The 18,956-nt window shown below is 60.7% G+C and carries 19 protein-coding genes and 1 tRNA gene; 11 read left to right on the plus strand and 9 right to left on the minus strand.

What is annotated here, in order from left to right; translation table 11 throughout:
- Positions 1 to 2 precede the first annotated feature (2 nt).
- Entirely contained in the window at positions 3 to 533 is a 531-nt protein-coding gene (locus OU694_RS05055) for a gamma carbonic anhydrase family protein (protein WP_373460252.1), read from the plus strand.
- Between the two features lie 57 nt (positions 534 to 590).
- Here OU694_RS05055 and OU694_RS05060 read toward each other — a convergent pair whose 3' ends face one another.
- Entirely contained in the window at positions 591 to 1,169 is a 579-nt protein-coding gene (locus OU694_RS05060; RefSeq protein ID WP_308909895.1) for a urate hydroxylase PuuD, read from the minus strand.
- A gap of 117 nt (positions 1,170 to 1,286) precedes the next feature.
- Here OU694_RS05060 and OU694_RS05065 point away from each other — a divergent pair, with 117 nt between their 5' ends.
- Entirely contained in the window at positions 1,287 to 2,153 is an 867-nt protein-coding gene (locus OU694_RS05065) for a squalene/phytoene synthase family protein (protein ID WP_308909896.1), read from the plus strand.
- A 64-nt stretch (positions 2,154 to 2,217) separates the two neighbouring features.
- On the opposite strand, the gene OU694_RS05070 is transcribed toward OU694_RS05065, so the two are convergent.
- Positions 2,218 to 2,400 carry a hypothetical protein gene (locus tag OU694_RS05070; protein ID WP_308909897.1) on the minus strand — a complete coding sequence of 61 codons (183 nt, stop codon included), beginning with the start codon at positions 2,398 to 2,400 and terminating at the stop codon, positions 2,218 to 2,220.
- A gap of 173 nt (positions 2,401 to 2,573) precedes the next feature.
- Between OU694_RS05070 and OU694_RS05075 the strand changes: the two genes are divergently transcribed.
- From OU694_RS05075 to glpK, 3 genes are all read left to right on the plus strand, one after another.
- Positions 2,574 to 3,419 (plus strand): tetratricopeptide repeat protein, encoded by an 846-nt coding sequence (locus OU694_RS05075; RefSeq protein ID WP_308909898.1) that lies wholly within the window; start codon positions 2,574 to 2,576, stop codon positions 3,417 to 3,419.
- 72 nt (positions 3,420 to 3,491) lie between these two features.
- Complete coding sequence (locus OU694_RS05080) at positions 3,492 to 3,788, plus strand: chorismate mutase (protein WP_308909899.1); 297 nt, start codon at positions 3,492 to 3,494, stop codon at positions 3,786 to 3,788.
- A 32-nt stretch (positions 3,789 to 3,820) separates the two neighbouring features.
- The gene (glpK, locus tag OU694_RS05085; protein WP_308909900.1) at positions 3,821 to 5,314 is read left to right on the plus strand and encodes a glycerol kinase GlpK; all 1,494 of its coding nucleotides are present in this window, start codon (positions 3,821 to 3,823) and stop codon (positions 5,312 to 5,314) included.
- Between the two features lie 3 nt (positions 5,315 to 5,317).
- Here the strand turns inward: glpK and OU694_RS05090 are convergent, their stop codons facing one another.
- The 3 genes from OU694_RS05090 to OU694_RS05100 all read right to left on the minus strand — a co-directional run bounded on the left by OU694_RS05090 (position 5,318) and on the right by OU694_RS05100 (position 8,208).
- Entirely contained in the window at positions 5,318 to 6,403 is a 1,086-nt protein-coding gene (locus tag OU694_RS05090; protein WP_308909901.1) for a diiron oxygenase, read from the minus strand.
- A 132-nt stretch (positions 6,404 to 6,535) separates the two neighbouring features.
- A complete protein-coding gene (gene amtB, locus OU694_RS05095) occupies positions 6,536 to 7,855 on the minus strand; it encodes an ammonium transporter AmtB (protein WP_308909902.1) in 1,320 nt (439 codons plus the stop codon).
- A gap of 14 nt (positions 7,856 to 7,869) precedes the next feature.
- Entirely contained in the window at positions 7,870 to 8,208 is a 339-nt protein-coding gene (locus tag OU694_RS05100) for a P-II family nitrogen regulator (protein WP_289502301.1), read from the minus strand.
- A gap of 243 nt (positions 8,209 to 8,451) precedes the next feature.
- Here OU694_RS05100 and OU694_RS05105 point away from each other — a divergent pair, with 243 nt between their 5' ends.
- From OU694_RS05105 to OU694_RS05125, 5 genes are all read left to right on the plus strand, one after another.
- Complete coding sequence (locus tag OU694_RS05105) at positions 8,452 to 9,099, plus strand: hypothetical protein (protein WP_308909903.1); 648 nt, start codon at positions 8,452 to 8,454, stop codon at positions 9,097 to 9,099.
- Between the two features lie 54 nt (positions 9,100 to 9,153).
- Positions 9,154 to 9,738: a glutathione S-transferase family protein gene (locus OU694_RS05110; protein ID WP_308909904.1), complete on the plus strand. Its 585-nt coding sequence runs from the start codon at positions 9,154 to 9,156 to the stop codon at positions 9,736 to 9,738.
- A gap of 133 nt (positions 9,739 to 9,871) precedes the next feature.
- The gene (locus OU694_RS05115; RefSeq protein ID WP_308909905.1) at positions 9,872 to 11,182 is read left to right on the plus strand and encodes an OprO/OprP family phosphate-selective porin; all 1,311 of its coding nucleotides are present in this window, start codon (positions 9,872 to 9,874) and stop codon (positions 11,180 to 11,182) included.
- 46 nt (positions 11,183 to 11,228) lie between these two features.
- Positions 11,229 to 11,834 (plus strand): hypothetical protein, encoded by a 606-nt coding sequence (locus OU694_RS05120; protein ID WP_308909906.1) that lies wholly within the window; start codon positions 11,229 to 11,231, stop codon positions 11,832 to 11,834.
- An 11-nt stretch (positions 11,835 to 11,845) separates the two neighbouring features.
- Entirely contained in the window at positions 11,846 to 13,642 is a 1,797-nt protein-coding gene (locus tag OU694_RS05125; RefSeq protein WP_308909907.1) for a methyl-accepting chemotaxis protein, read from the plus strand.
- 63 nt (positions 13,643 to 13,705) lie between these two features.
- On the opposite strand, the gene OU694_RS05130 is transcribed toward OU694_RS05125, so the two are convergent.
- From OU694_RS05130 to OU694_RS05145, 4 genes are all read right to left on the minus strand, one after another.
- Positions 13,706 to 14,848 carry an aspartyl/asparaginyl beta-hydroxylase domain-containing protein gene (locus OU694_RS05130; RefSeq protein ID WP_308909908.1) on the minus strand — a complete coding sequence of 381 codons (1,143 nt, stop codon included), beginning with the start codon at positions 14,846 to 14,848 and terminating at the stop codon, positions 13,706 to 13,708.
- An 82-nt stretch (positions 14,849 to 14,930) separates the two neighbouring features.
- Positions 14,931 to 15,251, minus strand: a complete 321-nt coding sequence (locus tag OU694_RS05135) for a DMT family transporter (protein WP_308909909.1) — start codon at positions 15,249 to 15,251, stop codon at positions 14,931 to 14,933.
- Between the two features lie 134 nt (positions 15,252 to 15,385).
- The gene (locus OU694_RS05140; RefSeq protein ID WP_308909910.1) at positions 15,386 to 15,637 is read right to left on the minus strand and encodes a YdeI/OmpD-associated family protein; all 252 of its coding nucleotides are present in this window, start codon (positions 15,635 to 15,637) and stop codon (positions 15,386 to 15,388) included.
- 220 nt (positions 15,638 to 15,857) lie between these two features.
- Positions 15,858 to 15,947, minus strand: a tRNA-Ser gene (locus tag OU694_RS05145).
- A gap of 231 nt (positions 15,948 to 16,178) precedes the next feature.
- On the opposite strand from OU694_RS05145, the gene gyrA reads away from it, so the two are divergent.
- The gene (gene gyrA / locus OU694_RS05150; RefSeq protein ID WP_308909911.1) at positions 16,179 to 18,923 is read left to right on the plus strand and encodes a DNA gyrase subunit A; all 2,745 of its coding nucleotides are present in this window, start codon (positions 16,179 to 16,181) and stop codon (positions 18,921 to 18,923) included.
- Positions 18,924 to 18,956 lie beyond the last annotated feature (33 nt).

Consider the following 18,956-nt stretch of genomic DNA (forward strand, 5'->3'; position numbering starts at 1 on the left):
ATATGGGGCGCTGGCCTGTCGTGGACGACAGCGCCTTTGTCTTTCACGGGGCGCAGGTGATCGGCGACGTGGAAATCGCCGCAAACGTCAGCATCTGGCACAATTGCGTGCTGAGGGGGGACGTCAATCACATCCGGATCGGTGAGCGCACCAATATTCAGGACGGCACGGTCATCCATGTCAGCACTCGCACGCATCCGACCATCATCGGGCGGGATGTGCTCGTCGGGCACAAGGTGATGTTGCATGCCTGCACGCTCGAAGATCATGCCTTTGTGGGGATGAGCGCGATCGTGATGGATAATGCCCGTGTCTGCACTGATGGCATGCTGGCGGCGGGCGCGATGCTCACGCCCGGCAAGACGGTCGGTTCCGGTGAATTGTGGGCTGGCTCACCCGCCAAATTCATGCGCGCCGTGACGCCGGAGGAGATTGAGCGGAATCGCAAGATGGCGGCCCACTATCATCGGCTGGCTGAACAGCACAGGATGGACGCGCTGGGGCGCCCGCACGAACTGCCGCCTTATCCCTGAGACAAAAGAAAAAGGGCCGGAAATCCGGCCCTTTCGTTCATTGAAGCAGTCAGTCTCTCAGAAACCGAGGCCGTTCTGCTGGCCGGTCATGCACAGCAACATCGGGATCGACAGCATCGTGTTGGTGCGGCTGAAGAGCATTGCGGTGCGGGCCGCCTTCGGTTTCAGCGCCGGGTCGGCTTCAACGATGCCAAGGGCGATTTTCTGGTTCGGCCAGATAACGAACCAGACGTTGAACCACATGATGATAGCCAGCCACATGCCGATGCCGATCAGGCGGAAGCCTTCGGTTACGGTCAGCGCGTCGACAAGGTTAGGGCCGATCAGCCACAGGCCGGTTATCAGGGTCGCCATTGCACCCCACCGGAACCAGAAGAGTGCGGCCGGCGCGATATGCTTGCCGACCGCCGGTTTCAACTCGTCCGGGATCGATGGCATGGTCGGGATCTGGACGAAATTGAAGTACCAGAGCAGGCCGATCCACATGACCCCCGAGATAACATGGAGATAGCGTGCTAAATAGCCGTGATCGACGGCGATGCTGGAAAAGCCGCTGGTGGCAGCAGCAAAGACAATGATCGCGAGCACCACGCCTGCAATCACCGTGTTCTGCAGCGATTGAAGAATTTTCCCCATTGAATAGTCCCCCTAGACATACGATTAGAGGACCTATGGTAAACCCAACGTAGGGGCTTCTCAAGAAGGAAGTCTGAGGGGCTCAGCTTCAAGCGTATGATACTTCAAGAAAAAACAGTGGGTGATATCGCAGGGGCGCTGGAAAGCTGCCGTGCGCTTGTGGAATCGCACGATCATGACCGCTATGTGATGGCGCTTTTTGCGCCGGCCAGCCTGCAGCCGCAGCTTTTTGCGCTTCTGGCCTGCAACCACGAAATAGCCAAGACTCGGGAAAGTGTGTCGGATCCGATGATCGGTGAAATCCGCCTGCAATGGTGGCAGGAGGCCATCGAGGGGCTGCTGGCAGGCGAGGGCAGGGAGCATCCTGTGGTGACAGGGCTTGGCACCATCAGGCAATTGCCGGTGATTGCGCCGTTGCTGTTCAGTCTGATCGAAGCCCGCCGCAGCGATCTTGACGAGATTGGGCTTGCCGATTTTTCAGCCCTTCAGGCCTACACGGCGGCCGTGGGCGGAAAATTGAACGAGGCGGCGGCCATCATCCTTGGTGCGGCTGCGGATGACAGCGCTGCCCGTGCCGCCCGCGCGGCCGGAGATGCCTGGGCGATGGTCGGCCTGTTGCGCGCCATGATTTTTGAAATCCAGACGGCCAGGGCGGCCTCGACGCGCCTGTTGCCGGGGGCGGAGGTGGAAGGCACGCTCAGCCGCAGCGTCAACACCATCAATGCCGACATGGCGCCTTCACTGATGCCGGTGATCGGGCGGATGCTGGACGCAGCGGACGCGAATATTGCCGAAGCGCAGCGGCTGGGCCGGGGACTGGCCAAGGCGCAACGCGCGCCGTTGCTGCTCGCCACATTGGCTGCGCGTCACGTTCGCCGCTTCAGGCAGGCAGGCGGCGATATGTTTCAATTGCCGGAAGGGGGCCTCGTTGGCCCCGGCGTCCTCTTGCGCCTGATGTGGGCTAACCTGACAGGTCGTTACTGAACAGCAAAAGAGCCCGCAGAATCGTCTGCAGGCTTTCCTGTACTGATTGGGGGTCGCTCAGGCCTCAGGCCTGAACGTCAACTCGTTCGCCCACGCCCGGCGCTTTGGCCGAGGGCTCGGGTTCTTTACGCTCGACCGCGGAATCCTCAACACTTTTGCGCTCTTCAGCGGCGGATTCAAGCGATCCTGCGCGACCTGCGGAGGCAACATTCTGGTTGCTCGTCGCTGCCGTCGATTGGATGTCCATTTTTCGTCTCCAAACTACCGCCCTTCTGGACGGCTCACTCAGCATTGAAAATATAGGTCTTTTGGGCCTAGATTGCCAATGTTAACGGACAGGCAACCCTGTTTGGGCCCGGATTCAGGCCGATTTTGACGATTCTGTCCCATTCGGGGCATGGCAGCAGGCCGGAAATGACCGTGAAAAAAGATACAATTTTATCCATTCGAATCACTTTGAAGCCGCTTTTTCTGGCTACGAGCCTTCTGCTTGCTGCGTGCGCCAGCAGTGGCCAGTCCGCAAACAAGCAGGCCGATGGCGGGCTTTCAAAGGCACTGAATGGCGACCCGCAAGCGATGTTTGAAGTGGGCGAGGGGATGGAACGCTCCGGTAATCTTGGCGGGGCGCTGGATCTTTACAGCAAGGCGCTGAATGCGGACCCCTCGAACTGGCGCGCGGGGCTTGCCATCGGGCGGGTCCTTTTCCGCACAGGCGATGTGGCGGCTGCCCGCAGCTACCTGGCGTCCCTGAATGTGCGGTTCCCCGATCAGCCGGTGGTGGCCGAAACGCTGGCGGACATGGCCGGGCGAACCGGGGACTTCGAAGCTGCCGCAAAGGCGATAGAGCCATGGCTGCGCCAGACGCCGCCGCGGCCGCAATCGGCGCTGATCGCTGGCAAGCTTCTTGAAATCAAGGGCGACGGCGAGTCCGCGCGCCAGATGTTCGCCATTGCACAGGAGGACCGCGCATTGAACGGCGAGGCCATGGCGGCACTTGCCTGGTCATTCTCGCAGTCCGGCAATATGGAAACGGCGCGGGCCATGCTGATGGCGATGAGCCAGCAACCCGCGATCCTGCCTATGGCGCAGACCATGAGCCGCCTGATCCGCGCGCGGCAGGGGGAACAGCCGAAGATCGAAGGCGTGGTGAGCCCCGAGCAGATGGAACTGATTGACCTGCTGCCGACACTCAGCCCTGCAGATGCGGCTGCCGCCGTCTTTTTCGGCTATCTGCCGCCTGCGGCGGAATTGGCGCCGCAGCCGTGATTGATCCTTGCCCCGCGTTCCCGTGCCGGGTAATCAGGCGGCACCTTTGAGTGGTTGAAAAAGGATGTCCCGTTGAAGACCTGCAGCACTATGGCCGAAGTCCGTACCGAGATCGACCGCGTTGACCGGCTGATCGTTCCGTTGCTTCTCGAGCGTCTCGGTTATATCGAGCAGGCGGGGCATATCAAGGGCAGCCGTGACACGGTGCGCGACGAATGGCGGATCGAGGATGTGGTAGCCAAGGTAAAGGCGTGCGGTGCCGAAGAAGGCGGCAACCAGCAGTATCTTGAAGATATCTACCGTCATCTGATTGAATGGAGCATCGCCCACGAGTTTACCGTGTGGGATAGCGAACACCGGCAGGACTGACGCCTGACCGGTCGGTTTCCGGGGGAGGGACGATGACCGAGAAGAGCTGCCTTATTGCCATCGACCAGGGCACGACCAGCACTCGTGCCCTTGCCTTCGACACTGACCTCAATGAGCTCGCGGTCGCGCAAATCCCGCTTGAGCAGCATTTCCCGCACAACGGCTGGGTTGAGCATGACGCTGGCGAGATCTGGCAGGCGACGCTCAAGGTATTGGGGCAAGTGATCGACAAGGCGAAAGCCGCCGGCTACGCGCCCCTTGCCATCGGCATCACCAACCAGCGCGAAACTACCGTCCTTTGGGATCGGGATAGCGGCGAGCCCCTTCACAAGGCCATTGTCTGGCAGGACCGTCGTACGGCGGCAGCCTGCGCGAAGCTCGCCGAAGACAAATCCGTTGCCGCAATGGTGCAGGAGCAGACCGGCCTGCTGCTTGATCCCTATTTCAGTGCCACCAAGATCGCATGGCTTCTGGATCATGTGCCGGGCGCGCGGGAGAAGGCAGCGGCTGGTAAGCTCGCTGCCGGTACCATCGAATGTTATCTCGCCGGGCGCCTCACCGGCGGCAAGGCGCATATGAGCGACGCAACCAATGCCTCGCGCACCATGCTGATGGATATTCGCGAGGGGCGATGGTCGGAGGACCTTTGTCGGCTGTTCGGTGTGCCGATGCAGCTGTTGCCGGAGATTGCCGATAACGCAGACACCTTCGGCAGCGTTGCTGATGGGCTGCCCGGTGCGGGTTTGCCGATCACCGGCATGATCGGCGACCAGCAAAGCGCCGCGGTCGGGCAAGCCTGTATCGCGCCGGGGCAGGTGAAAAGCACCTATGGCACCGGCTGTTTCCTGCTGCAGCATACGGGCGACCAGATGGTGCTGAGCCGGAACCGGCTTCTGTCTACCGTCGCCAGCCGCATGAAAGGCAAGATTGCCTACGCGGTCGAAGGTAGCATCTTCAACGCCGGTACGGTGATCCAGTGGTTCCGCGACGGCATCGGGCTGATTGAAAACTCTGCCGACAGCGAAGCGGCGGCGGTGCGGGCCGGGACGACCGATGGCGTCTATCTGGTGCCCGCCTTCACCGGTCTGGGCGCACCACATTGGGCGCCGGAGGCACGGGGACTGATTTCGGGGCTGACACGCGGCACTAATGCAGACCAGCTGGTGCGAGCGGGGCTCGAGAGCATCGCCTACCAGACAAACGACCTGCTGACCGCGCTGAAGGCGGACGGAGCAGGGAGCGCCAGGCAGATCCGTATAGATGGCGGCATGGCAGCAAACGGTTGGTTCGCCCAGTTTCTGGCCGATATCTGCGATGCGACCGTCGACCGGCCGGAAATTCTGGAAACGACGGCGCTTGGGGCCGCAATCTGTGCCGGGATTGGTGCAGGTGTCTGGCCTGATCTTGAAACCGCAACCCGCAACTGGACGCTCGATCGCCGGTTCGAGCCTGATATGGATGCGGGCACGCGCAAAAAAATGACCGCCGGGTGGGACCAGGCGGTCAGTCGCTGCTTGCTCAGTTGAAGGCTATTCTGCGGCGCTGGAGCGGCCCATCTCGATCACATCCTCGACATGCTGGCGGCGGGCATCATGTTCTGCCGCCACTTTCATGTCATTCTCGGACATGGCGTCCAGATTGACATTGGCAAAGCCAAGGATGCCCATGTCGCCATAGGCTTTCTGGATGCGGCCACCCCAAAGGCCAATATCTTTCACCACGGGCACGATACGGCTGAAAAGCTGGGTGCGGAACATCTGCATGCCTTGCGATGCCTGCACATAGTTCACGCAGTCCTTCACATTGAGCCCAATGGTTTCCCACACTTCATTGCCCTGGAAGCGGTCACGCATCAGGTAACAGGCTTCCACGAGGAATTCCTCGCGCTCGTCGCGCTCATGTTGGGTGAGTTCAGGATAATAGGCCCGAAGCGCCAGCCGGCCGAAGGCGACATGGCGGGCTTCGTCCTGCATCACATAGGCGTTGACGGCGGAGGCAAGATTGTTTTTCGCGTGGTCGCGAATGCCGGCAAAGGCGGCCAGTGCAAGCCCTTCGATCACCACCTGCATGCCAAGGTAGGTCATGTCCCAGCGGCTGTCGCGGATCACCTGGTCCAGAAGCGTCTTCAGGGGGCCGGTGATGGGATAGGCGATGCCCATCTTCTCGACCAGCTTCTTGTAGGTTTCCACATGGCGGGCTTCATCCATCACCTGGGTGGCGGCATAGAATTTCGATTCGGTGTCCGGCACATTCTGCACGATCTTGGCGGCGCAAATGAGCGCGCCCTGTTCGCCGTGCAGGAACTGGCTTGTCGACCATGCCTGCCAGTGCGAGCGGCAAACGCCTTGCTCTTCCTTCGACATCTTCATGTAGAAGTCAGCACCATACAGTGGGAACAGCTCTTCCGGCAGGTCTTGTGGGTTGCCGGGTGTGAGGTCCTGCGACCAGTCGATCCGGGACTCGGTGTCCCATTGCATCGACTTGCCCTTGTCATAAAGGTTCAGGAGATCCTTGCGATCGTCGGAATAGTTCCAGTTGAAAAGCGTCTCATAATCCTGAGGCACGCTCCACATGCTGCCTTCAAGCGCTTTTGCGTAAATCGGATCAAGTGCCATGTCTCTCCTCCCCAGGGTCACATGTAACTGGACTATAGCGTCCACTAAATATTCCTGCAAGGCAAGCCCCAAATGAAAAGGGGCCGCATCTTTCGATGCGGCCCCCGACGGTCAGACCCATTCCCCCACGGATCAGACCAGCTTCTGCGACCCCCGGCCGAACTCGGGATATGCCTCCAGGCCAAGTTCGGTGATGTCTGTGCCGAGATCTTCTTCCTCTGGCGACAGGCGGATGCCGACGGTCAGTTTGAGGGCGAGCCATGCCACAAGGCTGGCTACCACAACCCAGGCGCCGATGGCGGTAACGCCGATCAGCTGGGTCACGAAGGATACGTCGGCCGTGAGCGACACAGCGAGGGTGCCCCAGATCCCGCAGACAAGGTGCACGGGGATTGCACCGACGACGTCATCGATCTTCAGCTTGTCGAGGAGGGGGACAGTGAAGACAACGAGGACGCCTCCGACGGCACCGATGAGGGTGGCGATGCCAAGGGTGGGGGTATCGGGGCTTGCGGTGATCGAGACGAGCCCGGCAAGGGCGCCGTTCAGGACCATCGACAGGTCCACCTTGCCGTAAACAAGGCGGGTAACGATCATCGCAGCCACCACACCGCCGCACGCGGCCATGTTGGTGTTCAGGATGATATTGGAGACGGCCACACCGTCAGCAGCCGAGCCAAAGGCGAGCTGCGAACCGCCGTTGAAGCCGAACCAGCCGAGCCACAGGATGAAGGTGCCGAGCGTGGCGAGGGTGAGGTTCGAGCCGGGCATCGGACGCGGCTTGCCGTCAGCGCCGTATTTGCCGCGGCGTGCGCCAAGGAGAACGGCACCGACAAGGGCTGCCCAGCCACCGGTGGAGTGGACGAGGGTGGAGCCGGCGAAGTCCTTGAAGCCCATGGCTGTCAGCCAGCCCTGGCCCCAGACCCAGCTGGCCTGGACCGGATAGATCACGGCCGCGAGGATGGCGGTGAAGATCAGGAAGGGGAAGAGCTTCACGCGCTCGGCGATGGTGCCGGAGACGATCGAGGCTGCGGTGGCCACGAAAACGACCTGGAAGAAGAAGTCTGAAGCCGCCGCATAGCCGCCTTCGATCACTGCGCCCTCGGCGAGGACACCGCTATCGTCGGCTGCCCAGAAGGCAAAGGTGCCAAGATAGCCGCCCTCGTCGACGCCATAGAGAAGGTTGTAGCCACAGAGCATGAACATGATGCAGGCAACGGCGAAGAGGCTGATGTTTTTCAGGCAGATCGCGCCGACGTTCTTCGACCGGACAAGGCCGGACTCGAGCATGGCGAAGCCCGCCGCCATCCACATGACGAGCGCACCCATCACGAGAAAGAGGAAGGTGTTCAACAGGAACTGGGTCTCGCCGTCCACGGCAGCCTGCGCGGGGAGGGTGGCAAGGCTGGTGAAGAGGGCGCCCATGAGCGCTGCTTTGATAAAGGATTTCATCTGTAAATGCCCTCCTAGAGCGCTTCGCTATCGGTTTCGCCGGTGCGGATCCGCACCACCTGGCCGAGATCAAGGACGAAAATCTTGCCGTCACCGATCTGGCCGGTGTGGGCGGCGGACTTGATGGCCTCGACGGCGCGCTCGGCAAGCTCGCTCGCGACGGCGACTTCAAGTTTCACCTTGGGCAGGAAATGCACCTCGTATTCGGCGCCCCGATAAATTTCTTTCTGGCCTTTCTGACGGCCATAGCCCTGCACCTCAGAAACGGTCATCCCGTTGATGCCCAGCTCATTCAGAGCCTCCCTTACGGGATCAAGGCGGTGCGGCTTAACAATCGCAATGATGTATTTCATGAAGCCTCCCGAAGTTGGTGTAATAATGTTATTGGTTACCGGGAGGTTAAAGGCACGAAGCGTGCCAGAATGAATAGTTAAATATATTCAATACGTTAATAGATATTTACCCGATTCTGCATTGTCGCAAACTGCTCATAAAATATGCAATGCATAAATATTAATCACTCGCCTTGCGCTGCAAAGCGGATTGCCGACCGGACGATGTCTGACTAACCTCTCACCGGATCAGGAGCTTCCTTTATGCTGGTCGACGACGATCATACTCACCTAGAAAGAGTGTCGGCGGACCCCGAGGTCTGCAGGCGCTGGCCTGGCTTTGCCGCCTATTGCCGGCATCTTGCCAGCGGCCTGAAGGATGCGGCGAACCGAGACCTTGATGCGTTTCTTGCAGAGGCGCGGGGGGGTGACGCCGCAGAGCGGCGTTCGTTTACAATCCGGATGGTCGACGCTGCTGCCGATTTCTCAAGGCCACAGGAACTGATCCGCTTTCTGCTTTTCAAGGAAATTGTCCGGCCGGCGCTGCTTGCCTGGATGGAAGAAATGCCCGGCGAGGCAAAGCCATGCATATGGCTCGCCCGGCTTTATGACTATCGAATTCCCGACGGCCGGGAGCCGAAGGACTATCTGGAAATCGCGCTGGTCCGTGAACCGGCAAATCCCGTCGCGGCCAGGGATATGGTGTCGCTGATCATCCGGCAGGCGATCAATAACCAGCATGAACTGCCAGCCTATTTCGGTGACCCGGCGGACGATGTGACGGCGCTGGGGTTTGCAGCGCGTCTGTTATCGTTTGCCGAAGATCAGGACTGGGCAGCTAGCCGCCGCGAAACCATCGACTATCTTTCGAAAATTGCCGGGGAGGCCGTGGAAAATGCGGCTTTGGCATAAACAAGGGTCGGGCAATGCACCCGGCTTCAACCTCACGACACAAGGAGAAACGACATGCTGACAGTTTATGGCGACAAGCGATCAGGCAATTGCCTGAAGGTGGTATATGTGGCCGACCATCTGGGCATTCCCTACAATTGGGTCGATACCGACATCATGAAGGGGGAGGCCAAGCGGCCCGAAATCCTGGCGGTGAACCCGGCAGGACAAGTGCCGACCATCGTGATGACCGACGGGCGGGGTATGGGCCAGTCCAATGCGATCATCCGCTATCTGGCGGGAGGCAGCCATCTGATCCCGGAAGACCCGTGGGAGCGTGCCAAGATGGACGAGTGGCTTTTCTGGGAGCAATATAGCCACGAACCTACAATCGCGGTTGCCCGGTTCCAGCGGCTCTACCTTGGTTGGGAGGAAGGCCAGATCGACCCGAAACTGGTACAGAAAGGGAATGCCGCCCTCGATCTGATGGAAAACCATCTGGATGGTCATGGCTGGCTTGTCGGCCCGCACTGCAGTCTCGCCGATGTGGCGCTCATTGCCTATACCCAGTTCGCCGAAGATGGCGGCTTCTCGCTCGAAAGGCGGCCAAAGATTCGGGCGTGGCTTGATCGGACCAAAGCCTATCTCGCTTCGGCCTGATGAAGCTTTTAGGGCAACTTTTTTGGTAAAAACGGTCAATTCCGGAATTTGAGTTGCCCGTTTTACCAATTATTTAGGATGTTGTATGGTACGCGAGTAGTTCCGGTGCTTCTTCATATATGGGGAGACGAATATGAAACGGAGCTTTCTGGCTTCAGGCCTTTTCTCGCTGTTGTTTGCCACATCACTCACGCCGCCCGCTCTCGCGCAGTCGTCTGCCGAGGACAAGGAAACCATTGCGCGTCTTGAGGCGCGGGTCGCAGCGCTTGAGACGCTCGTGCAGAAACTTGTGGGCGCGGGCAGTGAAGTGCAGGTTGCCGAAAAACGCGACGTACCAGCCAATGTCGCCGTGGTCGCGAGCAAGGATCCCGCACCTGCGGTTGCCACAGCCGATGGCAGCCTCAGCTTCAATATCCGCGGCCGCATGATGGCCGACTGGGGCATGGGCAGCGATGACCGGGACACGTTCGACTATTCCGGAACCAAGCTCCGCGCCGCTTGGTTCGGCCTTGAAGGCAAGGCCGCCCCCGATATCGCCTATCGTTTCGAAGCCGACTTCGGCACCAACAGTGTTTCGGTGAAAGATGCGTTCGTCGCGTTCACGCAAGGCGACTGGACCTACACGGTCGGCCACAGCAAGGTGCCGAACTCGCTTGAATGGCTGACGCCTGTTAGCCTGACCAGCGTGCTGGAGCGCAGCGCCTTCCGCAATGCTTTCGGGCTTGAACGCGGCATGGGCATCAAGGCGAGCACCGAGGGCGAAAACTGGGGCTTCACCGCAGGTGTCTTCCAGGGCACGAACGAAGCGATTTCCAACACGGATGAGGGCGTTACCACAGCGCTGCGAGGCACATACGGCGGCAAGCTTGAAGCCGACGGCGCCTGGATGGTCGGTCTTTCGGGCCGCTGGCGCAAATTCCCCGATGCACGGCTCGCCTATCGTACCAAGGGAACGTCCAACCAGTCCGGCACGCTCCTGAGCTTCACGGGGCAGGAAGAGGACATGATGGTGGGCGCGGAGGCGGCCTTCTCGAACGGGCCATTCTACGGCGCGGCCGAATTCGCCGTTCTTGACGCAAAGGACATTGGTGCGGCCGGTGAAAGCGGCGGTTTCTCGGGTGGCTATGCCGAGATCGGCTATATCCTGACCGGCGAAACTCGCCCGCTGGACCCCGCTGGTGGCGTATGGGGACGGCCCAAGGTCGCCAACCCCTTCGGCGAAGGCGGTAGCGGCCTCTGGATGCTGACCGGGCGGTATGACCGGGTTGAACTCAACGGCGCCGGCATCAATGGCGGCGAGATGGAAAGCTATATCCTCAGCCTCAGCTGGTACATGAACCGTTATCTCCGGACCATCGTAGAATATGGGCACTCGGATGTTTCGATCCCCGGCCTCGATAATGGTGCCGACATGATCGGGCTGCGGCTCGGTGTCGACTGGTAAAGCAGATAGTTCGTTTTTCAGCGGCTGATCGGAAAGGGAGGCCAGATTGAAACTCACTTCGTGTCTCATGAAAATGATCGGGCAGGGTGTGCTGGCGGGGGCGCTGCTGATGGCGGCCGCGTTGCCTGCCACGGCCCAGTCCGCCAGCCTGATCGACGACAAACTGGTCGCCGAATTACGCGAGATACTGGCGCATCCGGTGGTGCAGATGACGGTCCGGTCCCAGAACCGGAAATACGGTAATCTGGGGCAGTCGGAGATCGACAAGCTGGATGCGCAATGGGTGCAGGAACGGCAGCAGGATGACCAGCCGCTTATCGCGGCGGCGCTCAACAATCCGGCGTCCATGTATCTGACCCAGATTCAGGCGGAATCGCTGGGGCTCTTCACCGAGATATTCATCACCGACCAGAACGGCCTGAACGCCGGCCAAAGTGCCATCACGTCGGACTATTGGCAGGGCGATGAAGCCAAGTTCAAAAACACCTATGGCGTGGGACCTTCCGCCGTATTCATAGACGAACCTGAGCGGGATGAAGACACAAAAACCGTCCGCTCGCAGGCCAACGTGACAATTACGGATGAGAATGGCCGCGCCATTGGCCATGCAACATTCGAGGTCAATCTGACCGAACTTGCCCGGCGCCAGTAGGAGGGCACGCAATGTCCAGAATATTCAGTAACTTATCAATTATTGCCAAGCTCGGGCTTTCACTCGGCCTGATCGTGCTTGTTGCCATTGCGCTCAATATCTGGTCCACCGTGGAAGCGGACCGCGTGGGCGACGCCAATGCTGAGGTTGACCGGCTGCGCACCATGTCGGACGATCTTCAGGCATTGAACCGCGGGCTCGAGGCCCAGCGCAGCGCTCTTCTGTATCTCCTCGTAACCGCCGATCGATCGGTCCTGCCGCAGTATGACCGCGGTGTGGAGCAGTTCGATGCGGCCTACAAGCGTTTCCGCGAGGGGCTCGATTCCGATACCGGCATGCAGCGGGAAACCGATAATCTCGAAACGCTGCGTACCAAGGCGATGGAATGGCGCACCAGCTATGCCGAGAAGCAACTGCAACAGGCCCGGAATTACAAGACGCTCAATCTCGCCAAGGCTGTTGAAGTGTCGGGCGAGCCCGGAGACCTTTTCGCGGAAATCGAGAAACTGAGTGCGGCTCTCAATGCCGGGATGAATGAAAAGGCACAGGCGGCCACATTCAATGCCGGGATGGCGCTCGAACGCCTCAATCTCGTCAAGATGATTTCGCTTGGCTCCACGCTCGTGATTTCGGGCCTCGTGATCTGGATGATGCTGCATTTCGTGGCAAAGCCGATCCGGGCGATGACGCGCGCGATGACCGATATCGCCAAAGGTGCGCTCAATACCAACGTGCCATCCACTGACTCGGCTGACGAGGTGGGCGACATGGCGCGTGCGGTCGAGGTCTTCAAATCAAACGCGATCGAGCGCCAGCGGCTCGAGGCGGAAGCCGAGGAGCAGCGTTCACTGGAAGCCCGCCGTGAGCGTGAGGAGCGCGAGCGCGAGGAACGCGAACGCCAGCTTGAAGCCGAGCGTCAGGCGGAAATCCTGCGTCGCCGCGAAGAGAAGGAAGCCCGCATCGTCAGCCTGATCACCGAGTATGATTCCTCGGCACAAGGCGATTTCGCGCGGGTAACCCAGATTGTCGACCTATTGAACGAAGTGTCGAACACCATGTCGAGTGCGGCAGTCACCACGCAGGAACAGGCGAACAATGTGGCCCGCGCGGCGGTCAGTTCCAGCGAGAATGTCCAGTCCGTCGCCAGCGTGACCGAGGAAATGGACAGCAGCGTTCAGGAAATTGCCCAGCAAATCGACCGCACCTCCCGCCGCACGGCGGACGCGGCCGAGCTTGTCTCCCGTACGCGGACAGACATGCGCGCGCTCGAGGATTCGGCTGTGGCCATCGGCAATGTGATGAAGCTGATCAGCGATATTGCCGAGCAGACGAACCTTCTGGCGCTCAATGCCACCATCGAGGCAGCGCGTGCGGGGGATGCCGGCCGCGGCTTTGCCGTGGTCGCGGGCGAGGTGAAAAATCTGGCCAGCCAGACAGGCAATGCCACGAACGAAATCCGCGCCCAGATCGAAGCCGTGCAGGACCAGACCAAGTCGGTCGCCGAAGCGATCTCGAACATCGAGGCCGTGACCCGCGAGATCACCGACATGGCGGCGGCCATTGCCTCGGCCGTGGAAGAGCAGCGCGCTGCGACGAACGAGATCGCCCGCAGCGTGTCGCACGCGGCTTCCAACACGTCGGAGGTCAGTACCAGCATCACCTCGGTGGCGGAAGCGGCGGAATCGAACAGTCAGGTCGCGGTGCGGGTCGCCAGTTCGTCGCAGGAACTGAAAGTGACGTCCGACCAGATCCGTACGGTCACCCAGCGCTTCATCGAGACGATCAAGCACGAGGCGCTTGCCTCCTGACCGGTCCCGGAAACCGAACAACGGAAGGGCGCCTCTCGGGGCGCCCTTTTCATTTGGCCGCTGTCAGGCGTCTTCTTCGAACCGGTCTATGGAGGCGAATAGTGCGGTCAGGACATTGCGGTCTTCCTCGGGTATCTCCGGTCGCCAGATTTCAAACAACAGGACTGTGCGGTCCGATGTGCCCCGGTTCCAGGCTTCATGTTCAAAACTGTCATCAAAGATGAAAAGCTTGCCTTCCTGCCAGGCCCGCGTTTCCGGCCCGACCCGCAGGCCGCATCCATCAGGGACGATCAGCGGCAGATGGCAGATCAGCCGCGTGTTGAGGAGGCCGTGGTGCGGCTTGATATGCGTGCCGGGCTTGAGGCGCGAGAAAAGCGCCATGGGCGACCGGGATTCGATCACCGGCTGCGGCGCAAGGGAAAGCGCGTCGATCGCCGCCGGGCAAAGGTCGGCCAGCGGCTGGCGTTCGCCGCTTTTGATCAGATAGGCCGCACCCCAGCTCGGGTCATCGAGAAGGGGATTGTTGGGCGCCGGGCGGCCCGGCGGGGCCTGCACATAGGGCGCGAAGGAATCGTCCGGCGTGTCGATGAGGGCCGTAAGTTCTGCCGCGATGGCTTCTGTGCGGGCCTCCAGCGCCGGCACCCAGTCAAACTCCTCGCGTTCATACCAGGCGCGGTGTGGCAGGCCGGGATAGAAGAACATGCTCGGCTGTTGCAGATACAGGGGCGTGCGGCCGGTGAGCAGGTCGAACGCCTCGCGAATGCGCGGGCTGCTGGCGGCTACATCGATGCCGGCCGCTTTCATCTGGTCGTCCAGATGCGCGGCATATGCCGTGATCCCTTCCTGAATATACGCCTGCGCCCGCTCGGCCCACGACCGAAGCGGCGGTGGCACATTCGCAAGCTGGGCAATCGTATTGAGGCCAAGGCGGTAGAAATTCTGCGCGGCCCGGCGGTCCCCCTGCGCGCGTTTCAGTTCCGCAAGGCCGGAAATGGCGCCGATGTCGCCGCGCTGTTCGCGCAGGCGGCGGGACAGGGCCTCTTCCTCGCCCGCCCGGTCACCGCGCTCGTGGCAGGTTTTGGCAATCGCCATCCAGGGAACGGTGCCGCCAGCCGCGGCAATCTGCCGGGCAATATCGAGCGCGCGGCCCGTGGCGCCCTGACGAAGATGACTTTCAAGTTCCTGATACAGGGCAGGGGCGTTCAAAGGGCGACTCCGTCAGGTTGGTGCGGCATAAGGTGGCCCAATCTAACGGCGCCGCCCGAAAATGCAATTCCGCCCTTCCAGGTCACTCTGCGCTTGATATCTTCATCAGCACGAGCCCTGCGACGATGAGTGCGGCAGCCACGAGCCGCAGGGGGCTTGTGCTTTCGCCCAGAAACAGCACGCCCGCGGCAAAGGCCCCAACCGCCCCGATCCCGGTCCACACCGTATAGGCCGTGCCAAGCGGCAGGCTCCGCATGGCGTATCCCAGAAGGACGATACTGCCGAGCATCGCGGCGCCGGTGATAAGGCTGGGGCCGAGTTTCGTGAAACCCGCAGACTGCTTCATGAAGAAAGCCCAGACGACTTCCAGAAGGCCGGCGAACAGAAGGGATATCCAGGCCATGACCGGCTCTCCTTGCTTAAAGAGCCGGGCCGTACCGGACTTGAAACCCATGCAAGCGCGTGTGTTCGCATATGCAGATGGGGGAGGACGTGGCCTCACATCATGCCATCATATGATGGTGCGTTCGCGCGGCGTCAACGATGTTTGCAGCCGGGCCAACAGCAGGGGCGGCGCTTGCCTTCCTCGAGATTCTCGCAGCCCCAGTTGATGCGTTTCAGGCGGGTTTCCACCTTCTTGGCGTCCTCCACCCAGCAAATCCATTCGTTGCGGGCAAGCGGGGTGATATCCATCCATGTGGCCAGCGCACCGGGCCGCGAAAGCAGCGCGTCTTTCAGGTCGTCCGGCAGATCATGGACGACGCCGGCGGGGAGGTTGCTATCTGGCATGGTTTGCTTCTCCTGATCGTATCGGCGGCAAGCATAGCGGGATGAAGCGGATGGAGAAAGAGGCGGGATTGGCAAAAAACAGGCGTTGGCCTGTTTCTGGTCCTTCGGACCGCATCCCTGATGCGCCGGCCGGGCTAGCGCCCGTCCCGAACCGGTGGGTCGTCCACCGCACCCGGCTTCATCATAAAGAAAAGGCCCCGCAAGCGAGGCCGTTTCTTCATGGCGGAAGAGGTGGGATTCGAACCCACGGTGGGCTTGCACCCACGGCGGTTTTCAAGACCGCTGCCTTAAACCACTCGGCCACTCTTCCGCGTTTCGAGAAGTCGGCACCTTTTACCGGCCCGCGCTTCGCTGGTCCAGCCTTTTTGAAGGGGGTGAGCGAGAGGACGGATGATTTCTTGCGCGGGGGCGCGGGGCTTGCTAGAAAAGCACCAGCGGGGACAAGATATCGCGGTTTTCTGCGACACCTGCCCCAAAATAGCCGATCCTCGCGGAGGCGGGCTCGCCTGCTTTTCCGCCAACAATCCTAAGGGCAACACGCGTGAGCGACACTACGCCGATCGAGCCGCAAGGCCGGGACATCTTCCCGATCACCATCGAAGAGGAAATGAAAAGCTCGTACCTCGATTACGCCATGAGCGTGATCGTGTCGCGGGCCCTACCGGACGTGCGCGACGGCCTGAAGCCGGTGCACCGCCGTATCCTCTATTCGATGCATGAAAACGGCTATGAATGGAACAAGCCGTACCGCAAGTCCGCCCGCATCGTCGGCGACGTGATGGGTAAATATCACCCGCACGGCGACAGCGCGATTTACGATGCCTTGGTGCGGATGGCGCAGGATTTCTCCATGCGCGCCACACTCATCGACGGGCAGGGCAACTTCGGCTCGATGGACGGCGACAGCGCCGCGGCCATGCGTTACACCGAAGCCCGGATGGACAAGATTTCCTCGATGATCCTTGCCGATATTGACAAGGACACGGTTAATTTCCAGCCGAACTATGACGAAAGCGAACATGAGCCGGTCGTGCTGCCGGCGCGCTTCCCGAACCTTCTGGTCAATGGTGGTGCCGGTATCGCCGTCGGCATGGCGACGAACATTCCGCCGCATAACCTGACCGAAGTGATCAATGGCGTGCTGGCGCTGATCGCGGATCCGGAGATCGACGATCTCGGGCTCATGGAATATGTGAAGGGCCCTGATTTCCCGACGGGTGGCATTATCCTTGGCGCCGGCGGCATCCGCCAGGCCTATGAGACGGGCCGTGGCTCGATCACCATCCGCAGCCGCACACACATTGAAGAGGTCCGCAAGGACCGGATGGCCATCGTTATCACCGAGATCCCGTATCAGGTGAACAAGGCCTCGATGATCGAAAAGATTGCCGAATGTGTGCAAACCAAGCGGATCGAGGGCATTTCGGAACTGCGCGACGAATCCGACCGCGAAGGCGTGCGCGTTGTCGTGGAACTGAAGCGTGATGCGGTGCCTGATGTGGTGCTGAACCAGCTGTTCCGCTTCACCCCGGTGCAAACCAGCTTCGGCATCAACATGCTGGCCCTGAATGGCGGCAAGCCGGAGCAGATGGGCCTGCGCACCATCCTTCAGGCCTTCATCGATTTCCGCGAGGAAGTGATCACCCGCCGCACCAAGTTCGAGCTGAACAAGGCGCGCGACCGGGCTCATATCATGGTCGGCCTCGTGACCGCCGTTGCCAATATCGACGAAGTGGTGGCGACCATCCGTGGCGCCTCGTCGCCGGCCGATGCGCGCGAGGCCCTGATGGCCCGCAAATGGGACGCGGCGGAAATCCTGCCGTATCTGGAGCTGATCGGTGAGGTCGGCGACCTGAAGGAAGGCGGTTTCTACCAGCTTTCCGACGCGCAGGTGAAAGCCATCCTTGAGCTGCGCCTGCACCGCCTGACGGCGCTTGGCCGCGACGAGATCGGCGGCGAGCTCGAAGAGCTGGCCATCAAGATCCGCGAATATCTCGAAATCCTCGGGTCGCGTGCCCGTCTTTACGAAGTGCTGAAGCTTGAGATCGAAGCCGTTCGCGACGAGTTCGGCAATGACCGCAAGACCGAAATCGATATCCTCGGTGGCGGCGCGTTCGATGATGAAGACCTGATCGCCCGCGAGGACATGGTCGTGACCGTGACCCACACGGGCTATATCAAGCGCGTGCCGCTTTCCACCTATCGGGCGCAGCGTCGTGGCGGCAAGGGCCGCTCGGGCATGCAGACGAAGGACGAGGATTTCCTCTCCAAGGTGTTCGTGGCCAATACACACACGCCGGTGCTGTTCTTCTCGAACATCGGCAAGGTTTACAAGCTGAAGGTCTGGCGCCTGCCGCTCGGCACACCGCAATCGAAAGGCAAGGCAGTGATCAACCTCCTGCCGCTTAGCCAGGGCGAAACCATCGCGACGATCCTGCCGCTGCCGGAGGATGAAAACACTTGGGGCGACTTCAACGTGATGTTCGCCACCGCCCAGGGCAATGTGCGCCGCAACCGGCTGTCGGACTTCGCAAACGTGCTGTCGAACGGCAAGATCGCCATCCGCTTCGATAACGATGACGACAAGCTTATCGGCGTTGAAACCTGCACCGAGGACGATGATGTCCTGCTGGCAGCATCGGGCGGCCGGGCCATCCGCTTCAAGGCGACGGACGTTCGCCTGTTCGTTGGCCGCACCGCCACGGGTGTGCGCGGCATGAAGTTCGGCGAGGGCGAATCCATCGTTTCCATGTGCGTGATCAACGGCACGGATGCGGATACCGAGGAACGTGACGCGTATCTCAGGGCTGCCGACTGGAAATCCGAGCCTGCCGAGCCGACCCTCTCGCCGCAGCGCATGGCGCAACTGAAGGCGACCGAGCAGTTCCTGCTGACGGTAACGGACAACGGCTTTGGCAAGCGGTCCTCAAGCCACGAATACCGTCTGACGAACCGCGGCGGACAGGGTATCTGGAACGGCCCGTCGGATGATCGCCTGCGCGACCAGATCGGCCCGGTTGTTGCCGTCTTCCCGATCACCGAAGAAGAGCAGATCATGATGGTGACCGATCAGGGCAAACTGATCCGTACACCGGTGCATGATGTGCGCATCGCCGCACGCAACACCAAGGGCGTCACGCTCTTCAAGGTGGCAGATGACGAGCATATCGTCTCGGTCGCCAAGCTCCTCGACAGTGGCGAGGATGAAGAGGGCATGGAAGCCGTTGAAGGCATTGATGTCGCTGAAGGTGGCGTTGTCGCCGAAGAAGGTGGATCGGAAGAGTAATCTCTGGCCTCAGGTGAAACATTAAAAAAGGCG

The organism is Pseudokordiimonas caeni (assembly GCF_026719705.1).
Classification (GTDB): Bacteria; Pseudomonadota; Alphaproteobacteria; order Sphingomonadales; family Kordiimonadaceae; genus Gimibacter; species Gimibacter caeni.

Coding starts and splice junctions, on each gene's coding strand:
- amtB (WP_308909902.1), bottom strand. CDS start 7,855: ATGAAATCCTTTATCAAAGCAGCGCTCATGGGCGCCCTCTTCACCAGC.
- glpK (WP_308909900.1), top strand. CDS start 3,821: ATGACCGAGAAGAGCTGCCTTATTGCCATCGACCAGGGCACGACCAGC.
- OU694_RS05135 (WP_308909909.1), bottom strand. CDS start 15,251: ATGGCCTGGATATCCCTTCTGTTCGCCGGCCTTCTGGAAGTCGTCTGG.
- OU694_RS05090 (WP_308909901.1), bottom strand. CDS start 6,403: ATGGCACTTGATCCGATTTACGCAAAAGCGCTTGAAGGCAGCATGTGG.
- OU694_RS05105 (WP_308909903.1), top strand. CDS start 8,452: ATGCTGGTCGACGACGATCATACTCACCTAGAAAGAGTGTCGGCGGAC.
- OU694_RS05110 (WP_308909904.1), top strand. CDS start 9,154: ATGCTGACAGTTTATGGCGACAAGCGATCAGGCAATTGCCTGAAGGTG.
- OU694_RS05140 (WP_308909910.1), bottom strand. CDS start 15,637: ATGCCAGATAGCAACCTCCCCGCCGGCGTCGTCCATGATCTGCCGGAC.
- OU694_RS05125 (WP_308909907.1), top strand. CDS start 11,846: ATGTCCAGAATATTCAGTAACTTATCAATTATTGCCAAGCTCGGGCTT.
- OU694_RS05115 (WP_308909905.1), top strand. CDS start 9,872: ATGAAACGGAGCTTTCTGGCTTCAGGCCTTTTCTCGCTGTTGTTTGCC.
- OU694_RS05060 (WP_308909895.1), bottom strand. CDS start 1,169: ATGGGGAAAATTCTTCAATCGCTGCAGAACACGGTGATTGCAGGCGTG.
- OU694_RS05100 (WP_289502301.1), bottom strand. CDS start 8,208: ATGAAATACATCATTGCGATTGTTAAGCCGCACCGCCTTGATCCCGTA.
- OU694_RS05055 (WP_373460252.1), top strand. CDS start 3: ATGGGGCGCTGGCCTGTCGTGGACGACAGCGCCTTTGTCTTTCACGGG.
- OU694_RS05070 (WP_308909897.1), bottom strand. CDS start 2,400: ATGGACATCCAATCGACGGCAGCGACGAGCAACCAGAATGTTGCCTCC.